A 14,538-nucleotide genomic window follows, 5' to 3' on the forward strand; every position below is an offset into this window, starting at 1 on the left:
CGCATGAACAACCAACGATTGGCTAGAACCGCAGGCTGGCTGGTGCTGGCCGGCGCGGTCGCCGCAGGCGTACTGGCCTGGTACGTGACCCGCGAGCCCGCCTCGCCTTTTGATCAACAACCTGCCGCCAAAGCCGACCCGGCATTGGTCAGCCGCGGCGAGTACGTCGCCCGCGTCAGTGACTGCGTGGCCTGCCACAGTTTGCCGGGCAAGGCGCCGTTCGCTGGCGGCCTGGAGATGGCCACGCCGTTGGGGGCAATTCACGCCACCAACATCACGCCTGACAAAAATGTCGGCATTGGCACCTACAGCCTCGCCGACTTCGACCGCGCCGTACGCCATGGCGTGGCACCCGGTGGGCGACGGCTCTACCCGGCCATGCCGTATCCCTCTTATGTGAAGCTCAACGACGACGACATGCGTGCGCTGTACGCGTTTTTCATGCAAGGCGTGGAGCCGGCCAATCAGCCCAACATCGAAAGCGGCATTCCCTGGCCGCTGAACATGCGCTGGCCCATCGCCCTGTGGAACGGCGTGTTCGCACCCACCGCCACCTACGCGGCCAAACCCGCCCAGGACGCGCTGTGGAACCGTGGCGCCTACATCGTCCAAGGCCCGGGGCACTGCGGCAGTTGCCACACGCCGCGCGGCCTGGCCTTTAACGAGAAGGCGCTGGACGAGTCCGGCGCGCCCTACCTGGCCGGCGGCCTGCTCGATGGCTGGTATGCACCGAGCCTGCGCCAGGACCACAACACCGGGCTGGGCCGCTGGAGTGAGGACGAGATCGTGCGGTTCCTCAAGACCGGGCGTAACCAGCACGCGGTGGTGTATGGCTCGATGACCGAAGCGTTCAACAACTCGACGCAGTTCATGAGCGATGAGGATTTGAACGCCATCGCCCGCTACCTCAAATCCCTGCCCGGCGACCCGCAGCGCGACGGTTCGCCGTGGCAGTATCAGGCGGTCAACGCGGTTGCGGACGTACCGGGTGCCCACACCTACGCGACCCGCTGCGCTTCCTGCCATGGCCTGGACGGCAAGGGCCAGCCGGAGTGGATGCCACCGCTGGCGGGCGCGACTTCGGCACTGGCCAAGGAAAACGCGTCGGCGATCAACATCACGCTTAATGGCTCACAACGGATCGTGACCGCCGGTGTGCCGGATGCTTACCGGATGCCAGCGTTCAGGGAGCAGTTGTCGGATGAGGAAATTGCGCAGGTGCTGACTTACGTGCGGGGTACGTGGGGCAACAATGGCGGCGCAGTCGATGCCGCGGCGGTGAACACGCTGCGCGGGCATACGGACCCGGCGAGCAGCAGCCCGATTATTTTGCATATGCGCTGAGAGAGGGCTCCCACGCTCCCGCGTGGGAATGCAGCCCGGGGCGCGGTGTGCCCCCGGGCTACCAGCCATACAAAATGGACCAAAGCATACAGCCGGCAATCCATACCATTCCAAAATGATACGGCCACAACGCCCAACGCTTGAGGGACAAGGGCACGGACGCCAGTTCAGCCTCGGTTACCTCCCCTCTTTTGATGTGAAATTTAGGCATTGCCAACAGGCCATTGATCACGAGCATGCGATGAAACCTGTCGATGTGTTTATTTCTGCCCCAAAAGCGTTTGTTGTCGCAGACCACCTTGTTCTCGCTGAAGTAGCTTTCCAGGGCTTCGAGCTTTGTGCACTCAGCATATAAAGTGAGTCCCGCGCCAACAAACGCCCCTGCAAATAAAAAGATTGCCAGGATGAGTTGAAAATCCATGCTTAAGCGCCCTCTGGTTGAAAGATCAAATCACCGTCGATCTCTCCGATCTTCCCGCCCAGAAACGCACCGCCAGTGCCGAATAGGTTGCCTCCTGCAGCGCCGCCGATCACTGCGCAGGCCAGCGCACCGCTTCCTTTAGACACGACGCCAGTGACCAGCACCCGTGGGAACGCAGCCCGGAACGCCGTGCGTCCCGGGCTACCAGCCATACAAAATGGACCAAAGCATACAGCCGGCAAACCACACCATTCCAAAACGATACGGCCACAACGCCCAACGCTTTAGGGACAAGGGCACGGACGCCAGTTCAGCCTCGGTTACCTCCCCTCTTTTGATGTGAAATTTAGGCATTCCCAACAGGCCATTGATCACGAGCATGCGATGAAACCTGTCGATATGCTGATTTCTGCCCCAAAAGCGTTTGTTGTCGCAGATCACTTTGTTCTGGCTGAAGTAGCTTTCCAGGGCTTCGAGCTTTGTGTACTCAGCGTATATAGTCAGCCCTGCGAAAATCAGTGTCCCGGCAGCTAAAATGATTGCCAGGATGAGTTGAAAGTCCATGCTTAAGCCCCCTCTGGCTGAAAGATCAAATCACCGTCGATCTCTTCGATCTTCCCGCCCAGAAACGCTCCGAATTCGCCCGTTGCATTGCCCCCTGCGTACCCTCCCGCAGCGCCGCCGATCACTGCACAGGCCAGCGCGCCGTTACCTTTAGCCGCGACGCCCAAAAAAACCTCACACCCATGTCGGGCTAATCTCGCACCTATCTTCCCTCCCCAATAAGCCCCTCCCACCCCGCCCATCAACTTCCCCGTCTCCACATATTTCGCCCGCCGACACTGCGCCTCCCGCCCCGCCACACACGCCTCCTTGATTTCCAGCCCAGCCACGCCCACGTCCAGTGCCAACCCCACATACGCGCCCTTGCCCAACCATTTCGACGTTTGCGCAATATCCCGCATCCGCTGCGCATACCCGGCGATCTCGCCCTTTTGCAGATAGCTTTTGGTAGAAATCCCCAACACCTTCTTCAGCGCCTGATTGCCCTGCAACCCGGTGCCAAATCGCGCCGCACCTTGCAGCTGGGCGTCCAGCAGCCCGAACAATGCCTTACGCTGGCGAAGAAACGCCTCACGGTCCAAACCAGTGTTTTTCAGGCGCTGATACAGCTGCTCAATCGCCTCCAGGGTCTGCGCCACTTCATCCAGATGCCGGGCCCACGCTGACGTCGCGCTGCCCACGCCCAACGAGCCGTACCCCAAAAAACTCTGTAGCAGGTCATAGTTATTGACTACTTGGGGTCCGGCGCGAGCGTCCAACTCCCGACGAATTGCCTCGGCCCGGCGTACCAGCCAGGCCTCTTCCATCGAACAGGTCACGCTGTAGGGATCGGGAACGATCACCAACTGCCCAGGCATCACCAGCCCAGGACGCAGGTGCCTGTTTAGCACGTCGAAATGATCGGAACGCTGCCGACTCGGGGCACTGCCCATCAACCGGGATTTCAAGCCGTTGTAGTCCGTGGTGCGGTCGTTGATATAGCCCTGCGCCATGCCTCACATCCCTGGATGCAATGAAGTTGGCGTCGGAATATAAGCAAGCGGATACGCCCCGCACACAAGCCTGGGTAGGCTGAGTGATATTTCAGAAGCTGCCTACGTCGCAGGGGAAAAGCACCTACAAAAAGCTATTCACCACCACCGTTGATGGGCGGGTTAGTGGCATTCAGTCATGGTTTTTGAAGGGCCAGCAGGGCGTGTCTCTTTAAATTGCAGGACGTTTCCTAGACAATTCCTGCCGCCTTGTGCCTGCTCGAATCGATGGCTAGTCTGCGGTCCGTCACTGCTTATCAGTGATCGGGTTTAGTCGCTCGGGTCTCATATGGCGCATGGTCCTCCGTGAAGTTTTATGGTGGCTGTGCGTAGGGCACCTCCGGGTGCGCCGGTTTTCCATGTGGCCGGTCGACTAACCTGCGTACAGCCGCCACCCTCGTTTAGTCGCGACGGATGTCAGCTCCAATCATGTGGAGTTACACCATGAAAAAAGTCGTCCCCGATCCACCCCACAACGCCACTAAAGACCGCGCCGCCTTCAACCGCGCCATCGACCATTACCTGCCAGCCCAAGGCGTTCAAATCGAAGACCTGAGCTTCGAGGACGCCCTGCTCTACACTTCCAGCTTGCTCGACAGCGCTTCGGCCACAACACTCAATTGCAGTGAGCTACTGCCCAGCCCCGAGCGGGCGAAAATTCTGGCGGTGTGGCATTTGCTGGAAATGGCCAAGACCACCGTAGACCGCTCCATCGAGTGCCTGAACCCCACCAAATCGCCTGCCTGAATTCAGTAAAACTGTGGGAGCTGGCTCGCCTGCTCCCACATGAGTCCACCTTAAACTTCACTCGGGTATTGGCCGCCCACACACCCGCTAGGATTTAAACCGATCAGGCAAATATTCCTGCCTCTGCATCGCCTTCAGTACATCCGTCACCCCTGAAAGAAAGTACGCAAGCTCTTCCTTCGATTCACACACCGTCATGTCGGCAATCTGGGAATCGGTGCAGTGCTCCATCAATTCTCATGCAATCGGCAAACACCATCAGCTCGCCCTCTGAGACCTTCAAATCAAACAGCGTGACGCTGGCAATACATTCCTTACTCAAAATCTCCATAACACCCTTTCGCATGAATCAGCGGGCCAACCACCCCTCGGTCGGCCAGGCGCTCATTAGAGGCATGGGCGTGTACCTGCCGCTACGGTGCGCTCGCTTTTTTGCGGGTGGATATTGCTCAACAGAATTATAAGTCCATAATGGACAAATCAGTTTATCCGCGGAGATAGCCATGCCCAGCACGCCTCACGTGATCAACCAGGCCCAGGCCCACGAATTACTTGCGCAAATCGATGTGCCTCACATCCTGCGCAAGCTGTTTCGCGACCTGGCCGCAGGGCTTGCGGTACAGCCGGCGCAACAGCTGGTGGAGTTCCCTCAGGGCGCCGGCGACTTTATCAACTACCTGGGCGTGCTGGCCGAAGACGGGGTTTACGGGGTCAAGACCTCGCCCTACATCGTGCGCGAGCAAGGGCCGCTGGTGACCGCATGGACGCTGTTGATGTCGATGCGCACCGGCCAGCCTCTGTTGCTTTGCGATGCCGCCGAACTGACCACCGCGCGCACCGCAGCTACCACAGCACTGGCGGTGGACGCGCTGGCACCGGCGGCCGCGCGGCGCCTGGCGATTATCGGCAGCGGCAAGGTTGCGCAGGCGCACGTGCGCTATGTGCAGAACCTGCGCGACTGGCAGCACATCAGCCTGTATTCGCCACGCCTTGGCCGCGCGAATGCCGACACCCTCGCCCACCTCAAGGGCCTGGACCCGCGCCTGACCCTCGCCACGAGCTGTGAAGCCGCCCTGGAAGACGCCGACGTCATCCTGCTCTGCACCTCCTCGGCAATACCTGTGATCGACCCGACACGCTTGCGCAAACCCGCGCTGATCACCTCCATCAGCACCAACGCGCCGCGCGCCCATGAAGTGCCGCCCGAATGCCTGGAGCACATGCACGTGTTCTGCGACTATCGCCAGACCACCCCAGGCGCAGCCGGTGAAATGCTGATCGCCGGCGAACGGCACGGTTGGGACAAGCGCACCATCGTCGGCGACTTGCCTGAGCTGCTCAGCGACATGGCGCAGCGCCCGGACTACGACCGCCCTGTGTTTTTCCGCTCCATCGGCCTGGGCCTGGAAGACATTGCACTGGCCAATGCCCTGTATCAGATCCAGCGCTAACCGCCTTTTGAGGAAACGATCATGAACTCTGCAGACTTCATCATTATCGGCGGCGGCATTGCTGGCGCCTCTACCGGTTTCTGGCTGGCGCAGCACGGCAAGGTGCTGGTACTGGAGCGCGAAAACCACCCGGCCTATCACTCCACCGGGCGCTCGGCAGCCCTCTACACCGCCGCCTATGGCACCCCGCAAGTGCGCGCGCTGACCCTGGCGAGCCGTGAATTTTTCGACAACCCGCCGCCTGGCTTTTGCGAACATCCACTGCTGACGCCCCGCGGTGAAATGACCGTGGATTTCATTGGCGACCCGGTGGAACTCAACAGCCAATACCTGAGCGCCAAGGCCACCGTGCCGCAAGTCGAGCGGCTGAGTGCCGACGAGGCCTGCGCACGCTTGCCAATCCTGCGGCGGGAGAAAGTCCATGGCGCGATCTTTGACCCTACCGCCAGCGACATCGATACCGACGCCCTGCACCAGGGCTATTTGCGCGGCATCCGTCGCAACCACGGCGACGTGCGCACCGACAGCCACGTACTGGGCTTGAGCCGTGACGCCGACGGCCTGTGGCATGTGCGCACCCAGGACGCGACCTACACCGCCCCAGTCATCATCAACGCCGCCGGCGCCTGGGCTGATCATATCGGCGGGCTGGCCGGCGCGGCGTCCATCGGCCTGCAACCCAAGCGCCGCTCGGCGTTTATCTTCGCCGGGCCCGAGGGTGTGGACACCCACCACTGGCCGATGCTGGTGGCGCTGGACGAAGCCTTCTACATGAAACCCGACGCCGGGATGTTCCTGGGTTCACCGGCCAACGCCGACCCGGTCGAGCCACAGGATGTGCAGCCTGAGGAGCTGGACATTGCCATGGGCATTTACCAGATCGAAGAAGCCACCACCCTGACCATCCGCCGCCCGACCCGCACCTGGGCCGGCCTGCGCAGCTTTGTCCACGACGGTGATTTGCTCTCGGGGTTCGATCCGCAGGTTCCGGGGCTGTTCTGGGTGGCGGCGCAAGGCGGCTATGGCATCCAGACGTCACCGGCCATGGGCCAGGCGAGCGCGGCCCTGGTGCGCGGTAACCCGTTGCCGGAGCCACTGACGCGGTTCGGCCTGGACGCTGGTATGCTCTCGCCCGTCCGCCTGGAGCCGCATTGATGAACACCGCCGAGCAAGAAAAAGTCATGCAGAATTTTCGCGCGATCGCCGATGCGATCGCCACGCTGTTCTTCCCCCATGCCGAAGTGGTGCTGCATGACTTGCGCACGCAAAAGGTCGATTACATCGCCAACAACCTGTCCAAACGCGCTATCGGTGACGACTCGTCGCTGGAGGAGATGCTCAGCGATGACGTCAGCGAAGTGAACATCGGCCCGTACGAAAAGCTCAACTGGGACGGTCAGAAAATCCGCAGCCTGAGCACCGTGCTGCACGACCAAAAAGGGCGCCGGCTTGCCGTGCTGTGCATCAACCTGAATATCTCGCTGTTCGAAAACGCGAAGGCGGCGCTGGACCTGTTTCTGTCGCCGAGCAAGCTGATCCCGCAGCCGGACTCGCTGTTTCGCGATGACTGGCAGGAACGGATCAACACCTTCCTGCATGCGTGGATGCGCGAACGCCAGTTGAGCCTGAATCTGCTGACGCGCGACCACAAGCGCGAGCTGGTGTTGGCGCTGCATGCCGAAGGCGCGTTCAAGGGCAAGAGCGCGTCGAACTATGTGGCGAATGTGCTGGGCATGGGACGGGCGACGGTTTACAAACACCTCAAGGAATTGAAGGGCTGACCCGTCGCACGAGCCGGCGTGCCGGCCCCTGCGGGGAGTCGGCACGCCGGCTTGAGGCGTCAGTCGCCGTAGATGTCGGACTTGAAATACTGCTGTGAAATCTTCTGGTACTCGCCATTGGCGCGGATACCGTCGATGGCCGCGTTCAGCTCGCCGACCAGTTCGGTATTGCCTTTGCGTACCGCAATCCCGGCGCCCTCGCCCACGTATTTCGGGTCCTTGAGTTCAGGGCCGACAAAGGCATAGCCCTTGCCACGTGGCATCGACAGAAAGTCGCTCAGCGGGATGGTGTCGGCAAAGATCGCATCGAGGCGCCCTGATGCCAGGTCCATGTAGATTTCTTCGTTGTTGCTGTAGCGCTTGACGTTGATGCCCTTGGGCTCGAACACCTCGGTGGCATAACGGTCGGTGGTCGTGGCGCGCTGCACACCGACGGTCTTGCCCTTGAGGCTGGCGTACTGGTCATCCACGGCTGCGCCGTCCTTCATCACCAGGCGTGAGGAGGTGAAATAGTATTTGTGGGTGAAGTCCACCGACTTCTTGCGGTCTTCATTGATGGTCATGGACGACAGGGCCATGTCGATTTTCTTCACTTTGAGGGAAGGAATCAGACCGTCGAATTCACCCTCGACCCACACGCATTTGACTTTCATCTGCGCGCACAAGGCGTTGCCGATGTCGTAGTCGAACCCGACGATCTTGCCATCCTGAGTCTTGGAGGCGAACGGTGGATACGCCGCCTCAATGCCGATGCGCAAGGTTTTTTCGGCCGCCAGCACATGGCTGGAAGCGAGCAGGCTAAAGGCCAGGGCGGTGATAAGCGTGTGTTTCTTCATGGTTGAGGTCTCGCAAGTTATTGTCGGTTTGGCAAGCGTGAAGAAATAAAAGCAGGGTTGACGCATTTTTTTGTACTTATAATTCCATACTGGACTTTTACGTATCACACGTCAATCCGCCGTCCCTTCAGGAAAAAAACGCCCGCCTCCATCGTTCCTAAACAAAACCTCCCATGAAACTGTATCTGGGTTGCGCACAATAACGCCGCGCGCTGCAAGTGCAGCTGGCACTCAAACTGACCTGTTGCTGTTGGACGTGCTGAAGCGGCACGTGGGTGGCTGGCAGGTACCGGCGGGTGACCGCGCCGATGATCAGTGGGCTGATCGTGGCGCAAATTATCATCGACCAGAACCCTATGAACCTGCTGTTGCGTGTGGACCATGCGCGCGACCTGCTCCGGCGGGCACGGCAAAGCGGCCTGTAATCAGACTGCGATACGGGGCAAGACCACAGCGACTAAAGCCCGTCGCCCTCACAACACAAGCAGCGCCTCATGCAATTGAATGCACGGTGTAGTGCCCTCGGCACGCCGGCTGTGCAGCCAGTCACGCGTCTTGGCAATATCGAAGATCTGGCCGTTGTCCATCAACGCCAGGATCAGTTCGTCTGCCACCCGATAACGCCCGCAGTCCGGGCAGTCGCGTTCTTCCCACGGGCCGTCACAGGAAACCCGTTCGGCCACTCCCACACAAATGAGGCAATTCATCGCGATCACCCTTTTTATCATTGTAAGCGGTGCAGTCCAGGCTGCTCGCGACAGCCCGGCCCCTCACGGGTTTACTGACTTTCCTGTGACTTGCCTTCCTGCATCTGCACCGAGGACTTGCTACCGCTGGTGTTGTCCTTGGTGGTGTTATTGGCGCTGTCAAAACAGCCGTGAAGCATCAACACACTGCACAGCCCCAAGCATCTATATAACGTCTTCATCATCGTTTACCTGTTAGTGAGGGGGGTGAAAGCGCAAGGCCTTGCCAGGCGTCAGACTGTTATCGGTCCACACATGATTTATCTGGCCGGAGCGCAGCCGCGCTCGTTCAACTATTAGGCTCAATAGCTGACGAGTGGTCAGGACGTTACGCGGGTTAAAAAAACTGAATCATTCATCCCACCCGCCCTCTTCCTATTTAAAGGTCTGGCAATTAAGGAAGCGGGTTTGAGTAATCTGGATTGGGTGCAGTGGCCAGCAATGCTGGTGACGGTTCTGGCGGCGTGGCTGATCGGCTCTCAGCGCCCATCGCGCAGAATGGCGGGGTTCGTGTGCTTTTGTTTGAGCAATGTTCTGTGGGTTGTCTGGGGCGCTTACGCTGATGCCTATGCGCTGATCGTGCTGCAAATCTGCCTGGGCTTGATGAACCTGCGCGGGTTTAAAAAGAACTTCCAGAATCAGTAATCCGGGTCATTCAGACGCCCGGTGTGTGCGCAGATTTTTCCTGAAGCCGCGCGCGTTCATGCCCAGCAGCGTGCACTCGAGCACGATCAACGCATAGGCATTCGCGTGCCAGCCCCAAGCCACCCATAAGGCGTTGCTGAGGATGAAGCCCCAAAACGCGAACATGCGCCGGCGAGGCCGTTGAGAGCCGATGAACCAGGCCGAGATCACCGTCACGACCATCGCGGGCCATTGCACCCAGTCGATAAGCACCCGAGGTCACCCGGCCCCGAGCGTGACGTTTGCACTCGCGCAGGGCTCGCTCACCACGTGGCCCGTGCCAGGCATGAGCGAAGCCAGGTATTCGCCGAACCCGCCGCGACATTTGTAATCACGCCGCGCACTGGTGATCACCGGGTTGGTGGCCGTCCACGCAATCCGCGCGCCGGTCCTTTCCAGGTCAGCCACCAGGCGCACGTCCTCGTGGGCAACCAAATGCTGAAACCCGCCGGCGTTGCGATAGGCGTCTGCACTCAGGCCCAGGTTGGCGCCATGGATATGCCGATGGTTTTCGACAAACTGGTAGAGGGCGAGGTATCGAGAGCGTGCGACTTCGTCGTACTCGCTCCAGCTGTCCACTTCGACGGTGCCACACACCGCGTCGGCGCCGAACGCGAGCTGGCGCACCAGCCAATCCTGCGGCACGAGCGTATCGGCATCGGTGAAGGCCAGCCATTGAGCACCGGCCTCCAGCAGTCGCTCTGCACCGACGGCCCTGGCCTGGCCGACGTTTCTAAAGCAGACGTCAAGTGTTGCCACGCCCAGTGCGTTTGCCCGCGCGCCGGTTTGGTCCGAGCAGTCGTCCAGCACCACGAGGACCTCGACGCGCTGGTTTTGCAATGCCGGATGTTCAATGGCAAGCAGCACCGAAGCCAGGCAATCACTGATGTGCCTTTGCTCGTTATGGGCAGGTATCACAATCCCTATCATTGACGTTCCCTCTACCTGGCGAAGTGTCTCCAGCTATCGACACCTCGCTTATCACGAAGGTTTAAAGTTTCTGGAACGTCCTTAGGCCGTGGCCGCTCAGATAGTTTATCGGCGCGCCACACTGGCGCTCAGCGGCTTTGCACTGTTATTGCGTGCAGGAGAACACGGCATGAAAGACGCGCATCCATCTGCGGGCAGGGTCAAAACCTTGCTGCTCGAACGCAACGGCTGGGTGCCGAACAACCCGCGCTTGCCGGTGATCATTTACCCAAACGCCATCCCCGTAACAGGACGTGATCCGGCGGCGCTGTTTGAACAGACGTTTTCGGCAAACGGCTGGCCGCCACAATGGCGGGACGGGGTCTACGACTACCATCACTACCATTGCGAAGGGCATGAGGTATTGGGCATCGCCCGTGGTCATGCTCGCCTGATGCTCGGCGGGCCCAATGGCCACGTGGTGTCGGTGAAGCCAGGCGACGTGTTGCTGCTTCCCGCCGGTACCGGTCATTGCAATCTCGGTTGCAGTGAAGACTTTCAGGTGGTTGGCGCCTACCCGCCCGGCCAGCACGCAGATATAGGCCGCGAGGCACCGAGCGACGCGCAGCTGCAGAGCATTGCCGGCCTGGCGTTTCCACAGCAAGACCCGGTTCAGGGCGACGCGGGCGCCGTGTGTGCACATTGGTCTGCCTTGCGCGCAACTATCGAATGAACAGCAGGGTCAAAAATCGACACTGTTGAATTCGCAGTCACCACAGAAGGTAGCCCGTTATGTCCTACGATTATCAAGGTATTGCCAGCGTCATTACTGCATCACGTCACCTGGGAACCGGCTCAGACGAACACCTCAATGAGTCGGTGAACATCCAATTGACCAGCAGCGGCAAGCCGACGATTGCGCGCCTGAGCTTCGACAAGCCCCTGCAATGGCCCGGTCACCCCAACTTTGTCGCGGTCAACCTGCCGGACGGCACCTCGATTGGCGGCGTCATTATGGAAATCGAAAGAGCGAATGACGGCCCGGGTTGGGTGACTTTTACCGTGGACGACTGACACGTGCGAGTGTCGCCAGCACGGCCATCGAATTGTCAGACAACTTTTTTGAATCTTCTTTGACGCCAAATATCTGTACTTCATGAGCAACAGGAGGCCTCATGAAAGCGAGCGATCTATTTACCATCGAGTATCAGCTTCACGGGGTGCCGAAGTCTTTCATCGTTCGCGCGCCGCAGATGGACAACGCCCAGGCCTGGCACTGGGCCAGCTGCGACGCCGGCGTCGCAGTGATACCCAAATTTGGCCAGAACACGCTCAAGCGCGTTTCCAAGCCGATGGCCGAGCAATATGGAATTACTCACGTGCGCTGGAACAGCGCGGCAGAGATTCAATGGATGGAGGAACTCACGCAATGACCCGTCAAACCCTTCAATACTCCACGAGACAGGCGTGGGATGACCAAATCGCGCACACCACCGAGATGTTTTTCGAAGCCGATCGACTCGAAGCGGCGGCCTACAACATCATCGAATCCTACAGCGGTGACACGGCGACCTGGGCACGCTTCAGCCAGGCCAAGCAGACCGCCGACAGACAACGCGCCGCCGCGCATCAAGAATGGATGCGAATACAGCGGGCGATGCGCAACTAGTCAGCCGCCAGCCCTGTCACGGCAGGGCTGGCTTGCTTGCTGGCCTCATGCACCCGACTCTGGATCCTTCGACGGGCCGCCGGGGGCAACCGCGCCTTGATTGACATCAGGCTCCCACGGCCGGGCGACATTCGGGTCTTCTGATTTGTCACTTCGTTTCGCCGTCTCGGGGCGTACTTTCTGCCCGGTAGGGGCGCCTTCAGGTCGCTTCAACTGATCGCTCATGCAGCCTCCTCAATCGCTCACGTGCAGGACAACCTTGCCGTGCACATGCCCGTTGGCCAGAAAGTCTAATGCCTCTACTGCCGCCGCCAGCTCGAACTGCCTGGCGATATAGACCTGCACATTGCCGGCCTCGATCAACCCGGCAATCTCGGTTAACTCTTCGCCACGTGGCGCCGCCGTAAACCGCGTACCGGTCTTGCCCGCGGCCTGCGGATGATGGGCATCGGGCTGGGTCAGGGTCGACACCAGCCGCCCGCCCTCGCCCAGCACCTGCCATGAGCGCGCTTGCGTATCGCCGCCAATCAGGTCGATGACCAGGTCAAAGTCCTGGCAGATGTCTTCGAAACGCTCGGTCTTGTAGTCAATCGCACGGTCCACGCCCAGCTCACGCAAAAACGCCAGGCTGTCGGTGGATGCAGTGGCGTAGACCTGCGCGCCCTTGACCTTGGCAAATTGAACGGCGAAGTGCCCCACACCGCCGGTGCCACCGTGGATCAGGACCTTTTGCCCCTGCTCGATGTGGCCATGCTCCACCAACGCCTGCCAGGCGGTATGGCCCGCCAGTGGCACACCGGCGGCGACCGGCCAATCAAGCGCGGCCGGAATGCGCGCCAGATGCGCGGCAGGCACGCGGGCATATTCGGCGTAGCCGCCATCGGCGCCGATCATTGCAAAGACCCGGTCGCCCGGTTTGAAATCACTCACACCCTGCCCGACCTTCTCGACCACACCGGCCACTTCGCGGCCCAGGGTCAACGGCAGTTTGTCTTGCTTGACCTCGGGGTATTGGCCCTGGCGAATCTTGTAGTCCACCGGGTTGATACCCACAAAAAAATTCTTCACGAGCACTTCGCCCGTTTTCGGTTCCGGCACTTCGACATCGCGTAGCTGCATGACCTCGGGGCCGCCGAACCGCTCAATCCTGATCGCTTTCATGCCACACACCTCATTGTCTTTTCAGAACATACAGGGGTGTGGAGGACTGTCGGCAACCCGGGGTTCAGTGGGTGTTGGGTTATGCAGACCAACGGTTCGGTCTGCCCTGCGAAAGCGCCTACGCGTTTTGCTCCGCATAGGCGCTTTGTGTGAGGGTTATTTACAGCCGATACGGCCCGGCAACTGGCCCTGCTTCGCCTTCAGCGCAGCCTGCACCGGCTGCGGCAAATTGCTCCAGAAGGTCAGCCCCGAACGCTCTTCGATTTGGCTCACGGTGACCTGGTAGTCGCAGAAGTTGGCGCCTTTGGGCGTCTCCTGGTTCATCACAAACGATGCGTACACACCGTTTTCGGGCGAGCTGCCGACAAAGATGATTTTCCAGTAGCCACTGGGAATGGTGTGCACTTTGTTTGTGCCCGGCAGCGTGCCGACAAAATGCTCATACAGCGGCCCGGTGGTGACATACACCTGGTCGACGCCCGCCTGCTTGCTGAGGTTGCGCTCCTGATCTTCAAGATGCGCCCAGGGCCCCTGGTTGAGGTCGGACTTCTGCGGGGTGATGTTGGACAAATAATTGAGCGTCTGCCAGTCAGGCACGCCCGCCATGGAGGCGAGGTTGGCCTGATGGCCACGGTCGACTTTGAGCGCGACATTCGCGCCGTTGTAATCCACCGGGTCGAGCGTTTCCCCGGCCGGAATGTCCGGATCCGTCTTCCAATCGCGCGGGCGTCCGCTCGCCGGGGTGTCCTTGGTGATTTTGTACGAGACCCAGTTGGCAAACTTGGTCGAGCCGTTGTTGTTCAGCGTGTAGGCCTGACGGTTCAACGTCAGAGGGCTGCCGCCGGCCGGACAGCCCACCGCGCAGTTGTCGAACTGCAACGCCTGCTGTGGCTGAGGCTGGGCAATGACTGCCGATTCGCGGTTTCTATCCGGTGTGGTACAGGCGGCAACGAGCGGGATCAACAGAAACGCGAGGTGCTTGAACTTCATACTTCCTTGCATGGTGTAGCTCCTTGGGTGAATCAATGACAGAGGTCAATGGAAAGCCGACCGTTGCGATTCCATCGCGGGTCGACATAAACATTAAACCACTTTAAACATTTCAATATGAGGAAGGCTTTCAGGTCGTTTGAAAAAACGGATTCGACATTGCCTTACCAGGCGTTGAGGTCATTCAACGCGGCCTAGCAAAAA

The 14,538-nt window shown here is 60.0% G+C and carries 20 protein-coding genes; 11 read left to right on the forward strand and 9 right to left on the reverse strand.

The window, feature by feature from the left end; genetic code table 11:
* The first annotated feature begins 3 nt into the window (after positions 1 to 3).
* Positions 4 to 1,344, forward strand: coding sequence for a c-type cytochrome (locus tag NTD89_RS01140; RefSeq protein WP_262206163.1), 1,341 nt, complete (start codon positions 4 to 6; stop codon positions 1,342 to 1,344).
* Positions 1,345 to 1,402: 58 nt separating this feature from the next.
* Here the strand turns inward: NTD89_RS01140 and NTD89_RS01145 are convergent, their stop codons facing one another.
* The 3 genes from NTD89_RS01145 to NTD89_RS01155 form a co-directional block, all read right to left on the reverse strand.
* Positions 1,403 to 1,765: a hypothetical protein gene (locus NTD89_RS01145; RefSeq protein ID WP_169366369.1), complete on the reverse strand. Its 363-nt coding sequence runs from the start codon at positions 1,763 to 1,765 to the stop codon at positions 1,403 to 1,405.
* Positions 1,766 to 1,966: 201 nt separating this feature from the next.
* Positions 1,967 to 2,329, reverse strand: a complete 363-nt coding sequence (locus NTD89_RS01150; protein ID WP_106580610.1) for a hypothetical protein — start codon at positions 2,327 to 2,329, stop codon at positions 1,967 to 1,969.
* A gap of 2 nt (positions 2,330 to 2,331) precedes the next feature.
* On the reverse strand, positions 2,332 to 3,321 hold the full coding sequence (locus tag NTD89_RS01155; protein WP_262206165.1) for a hypothetical protein: 990 nt from the start codon (positions 3,319 to 3,321) through the stop codon (positions 2,332 to 2,334).
* 483 nt (positions 3,322 to 3,804) lie between these two features.
* Here NTD89_RS01155 and NTD89_RS01160 point away from each other — a divergent pair, with 483 nt between their 5' ends.
* From NTD89_RS01160 to NTD89_RS01175, 4 genes are all read left to right on the forward strand, one after another.
* Entirely contained in the window at positions 3,805 to 4,107 is a 303-nt protein-coding gene (locus tag NTD89_RS01160; protein WP_169366366.1) for a DUF6124 family protein, read from the forward strand.
* 503 nt (positions 4,108 to 4,610) lie between these two features.
* Positions 4,611 to 5,558, forward strand: coding sequence for an ornithine cyclodeaminase family protein (locus NTD89_RS01165; protein WP_262206166.1), 948 nt, complete (start codon positions 4,611 to 4,613; stop codon positions 5,556 to 5,558).
* A gap of 21 nt (positions 5,559 to 5,579) precedes the next feature.
* Positions 5,580 to 6,713 (forward strand): NAD(P)/FAD-dependent oxidoreductase, encoded by a 1,134-nt coding sequence (locus NTD89_RS01170; protein WP_242200117.1) that lies wholly within the window; start codon positions 5,580 to 5,582, stop codon positions 6,711 to 6,713.
* Complete coding sequence (locus tag NTD89_RS01175) at positions 6,713 to 7,339, forward strand: transcriptional regulator (protein WP_262206170.1); 627 nt, start codon at positions 6,713 to 6,715, stop codon at positions 7,337 to 7,339. The genes NTD89_RS01170 and NTD89_RS01175 overlap by 1 nt, the downstream gene beginning before the upstream one ends.
* A 59-nt stretch (positions 7,340 to 7,398) precedes the next feature.
* Here the strand turns inward: NTD89_RS01175 and NTD89_RS01180 are convergent, their stop codons facing one another.
* Positions 7,399 to 8,175: an ABC transporter substrate-binding protein gene (locus tag NTD89_RS01180; RefSeq protein ID WP_242200118.1), complete on the reverse strand. Its 777-nt coding sequence runs from the start codon at positions 8,173 to 8,175 to the stop codon at positions 7,399 to 7,401.
* Positions 8,176 to 8,471: 296 nt separating this feature from the next.
* On the opposite strand from NTD89_RS01180, the gene NTD89_RS01185 reads away from it, so the two are divergent.
* Entirely contained in the window at positions 8,472 to 8,600 is a 129-nt protein-coding gene (locus tag NTD89_RS01185) for a hypothetical protein (RefSeq protein WP_262206172.1), read from the forward strand.
* Between the two features lie 48 nt (positions 8,601 to 8,648).
* On the opposite strand, the gene NTD89_RS01190 is transcribed toward NTD89_RS01185, so the two are convergent.
* Positions 8,649 to 8,882: a hypothetical protein gene (locus NTD89_RS01190; protein ID WP_262206174.1), complete on the reverse strand. Its 234-nt coding sequence runs from the start codon at positions 8,880 to 8,882 to the stop codon at positions 8,649 to 8,651.
* A 447-nt stretch (positions 8,883 to 9,329) separates the two neighbouring features.
* Between NTD89_RS01190 and NTD89_RS01195 the strand changes: the two genes are divergently transcribed.
* Positions 9,330 to 9,566: a hypothetical protein gene (locus NTD89_RS01195; protein ID WP_262206176.1), complete on the forward strand. Its 237-nt coding sequence runs from the start codon at positions 9,330 to 9,332 to the stop codon at positions 9,564 to 9,566.
* Between the two features lie 6 nt (positions 9,567 to 9,572).
* Here the strand turns inward: NTD89_RS01195 and NTD89_RS01200 are convergent, their stop codons facing one another.
* Together NTD89_RS01200 and NTD89_RS01205 are read right to left on the reverse strand one after the other, a co-directional pair.
* Positions 9,573 to 9,788: a hypothetical protein gene (locus NTD89_RS01200; protein ID WP_106580020.1), complete on the reverse strand. Its 216-nt coding sequence runs from the start codon at positions 9,786 to 9,788 to the stop codon at positions 9,573 to 9,575.
* 36 nt (positions 9,789 to 9,824) lie between these two features.
* Positions 9,825 to 10,535: a glycosyltransferase gene (locus tag NTD89_RS01205; protein ID WP_242200120.1), complete on the reverse strand. Its 711-nt coding sequence runs from the start codon at positions 10,533 to 10,535 to the stop codon at positions 9,825 to 9,827.
* 169 nt (positions 10,536 to 10,704) lie between these two features.
* Here NTD89_RS01205 and NTD89_RS01210 point away from each other — a divergent pair, with 169 nt between their 5' ends.
* From NTD89_RS01210 to NTD89_RS01225, 4 genes are all read left to right on the forward strand, one after another.
* Positions 10,705 to 11,247, forward strand: coding sequence for a cupin (locus tag NTD89_RS01210; RefSeq protein ID WP_262206177.1), 543 nt, complete (start codon positions 10,705 to 10,707; stop codon positions 11,245 to 11,247).
* Positions 11,248 to 11,306: 59 nt separating this feature from the next.
* A complete protein-coding gene (locus NTD89_RS01215) occupies positions 11,307 to 11,588 on the forward strand; it encodes a hypothetical protein (protein ID WP_145163558.1) in 282 nt (93 codons plus the stop codon).
* A gap of 101 nt (positions 11,589 to 11,689) precedes the next feature.
* Complete coding sequence (locus NTD89_RS01220; protein ID WP_145163556.1) at positions 11,690 to 11,947, forward strand: DUF6555 family protein; 258 nt, start codon at positions 11,690 to 11,692, stop codon at positions 11,945 to 11,947.
* Positions 11,944 to 12,183, forward strand: a complete 240-nt coding sequence (locus NTD89_RS01225; protein WP_145163554.1) for a hypothetical protein — start codon at positions 11,944 to 11,946, stop codon at positions 12,181 to 12,183. The genes NTD89_RS01220 and NTD89_RS01225 overlap by 4 nt, the downstream gene beginning before the upstream one ends.
* 234 nt (positions 12,184 to 12,417) lie before the next feature.
* On the opposite strand, the gene NTD89_RS01230 is transcribed toward NTD89_RS01225, so the two are convergent.
* Together NTD89_RS01230 and NTD89_RS01235 are read right to left on the reverse strand one after the other, a co-directional pair.
* The gene (locus NTD89_RS01230; RefSeq protein WP_262206179.1) at positions 12,418 to 13,344 is read right to left on the reverse strand and encodes an NADP-dependent oxidoreductase; all 927 of its coding nucleotides are present in this window, start codon (positions 13,342 to 13,344) and stop codon (positions 12,418 to 12,420) included.
* 156 nt (positions 13,345 to 13,500) lie between these two features.
* Positions 13,501 to 14,346 (reverse strand): DNA/RNA non-specific endonuclease, encoded by an 846-nt coding sequence (locus tag NTD89_RS01235; protein WP_262206180.1) that lies wholly within the window; start codon positions 14,344 to 14,346, stop codon positions 13,501 to 13,503.
* Between the last annotated feature and the right edge of the window lie 192 nt (positions 14,347 to 14,538).

It is taken from the genome of Pseudomonas sp. 14P_5.3_Bac1 (assembly GCF_025466135.1).
Lineage (GTDB): Bacteria > Pseudomonadota > Gammaproteobacteria > Pseudomonadales > Pseudomonadaceae > Aquipseudomonas.

What these genes read in the sequence shown, in the direction of transcription:
- NTD89_RS01160 (WP_169366366.1), top strand. Translation starts at nt 3,805, where the DNA reads ATGAAAAAAGTCGTCCCCGATCCACCCCACAACGCCACTAAAGACCGC.
- NTD89_RS01155 (WP_262206165.1), bottom strand. Translation starts at nt 3,321, where the DNA reads ATGGCGCAGGGCTATATCAACGACCGCACCACGGACTACAACGGCTTG.
- NTD89_RS01215 (WP_145163558.1), top strand. Translation starts at nt 11,307, where the DNA reads ATGTCCTACGATTATCAAGGTATTGCCAGCGTCATTACTGCATCACGT.
- NTD89_RS01200 (WP_106580020.1), bottom strand. Translation starts at nt 9,788, where the DNA reads ATGGTCGTGACGGTGATCTCGGCCTGGTTCATCGGCTCTCAACGGCCT.
- NTD89_RS01145 (WP_169366369.1), bottom strand. Translation starts at nt 1,765, where the DNA reads ATGGATTTTCAACTCATCCTGGCAATCTTTTTATTTGCAGGGGCGTTT.
- NTD89_RS01180 (WP_242200118.1), bottom strand. Translation starts at nt 8,175, where the DNA reads ATGAAGAAACACACGCTTATCACCGCCCTGGCCTTTAGCCTGCTCGCT.
- NTD89_RS01140 (WP_262206163.1), top strand. Translation starts at nt 4, where the DNA reads ATGAACAACCAACGATTGGCTAGAACCGCAGGCTGGCTGGTGCTGGCC.
- NTD89_RS01220 (WP_145163556.1), top strand. Translation starts at nt 11,690, where the DNA reads ATGAAAGCGAGCGATCTATTTACCATCGAGTATCAGCTTCACGGGGTG.
- NTD89_RS01150 (WP_106580610.1), bottom strand. Translation starts at nt 2,329, where the DNA reads ATGGACTTTCAACTCATCCTGGCAATCATTTTAGCTGCCGGGACACTG.
- NTD89_RS01205 (WP_242200120.1), bottom strand. Translation starts at nt 10,535, where the DNA reads ATGATAGGGATTGTGATACCTGCCCATAACGAGCAAAGGCACATCAGT.
- NTD89_RS01235 (WP_262206180.1), bottom strand. Translation starts at nt 14,346, where the DNA reads ATGCAAGGAAGTATGAAGTTCAAGCACCTCGCGTTTCTGTTGATCCCG.
- NTD89_RS01230 (WP_262206179.1), bottom strand. Translation starts at nt 13,344, where the DNA reads ATGAAAGCGATCAGGATTGAGCGGTTCGGCGGCCCCGAGGTCATGCAG.
- NTD89_RS01210 (WP_262206177.1), top strand. Translation starts at nt 10,705, where the DNA reads ATGAAAGACGCGCATCCATCTGCGGGCAGGGTCAAAACCTTGCTGCTC.
- NTD89_RS01190 (WP_262206174.1), bottom strand. Translation starts at nt 8,882, where the DNA reads ATGAATTGCCTCATTTGTGTGGGAGTGGCCGAACGGGTTTCCTGTGAC.
- NTD89_RS01165 (WP_262206166.1), top strand. Translation starts at nt 4,611, where the DNA reads ATGCCCAGCACGCCTCACGTGATCAACCAGGCCCAGGCCCACGAATTA.
- NTD89_RS01170 (WP_242200117.1), top strand. Translation starts at nt 5,580, where the DNA reads ATGAACTCTGCAGACTTCATCATTATCGGCGGCGGCATTGCTGGCGCC.
- NTD89_RS01225 (WP_145163554.1), top strand. Translation starts at nt 11,944, where the DNA reads ATGACCCGTCAAACCCTTCAATACTCCACGAGACAGGCGTGGGATGAC.
- NTD89_RS01175 (WP_262206170.1), top strand. Translation starts at nt 6,713, where the DNA reads ATGAACACCGCCGAGCAAGAAAAAGTCATGCAGAATTTTCGCGCGATC.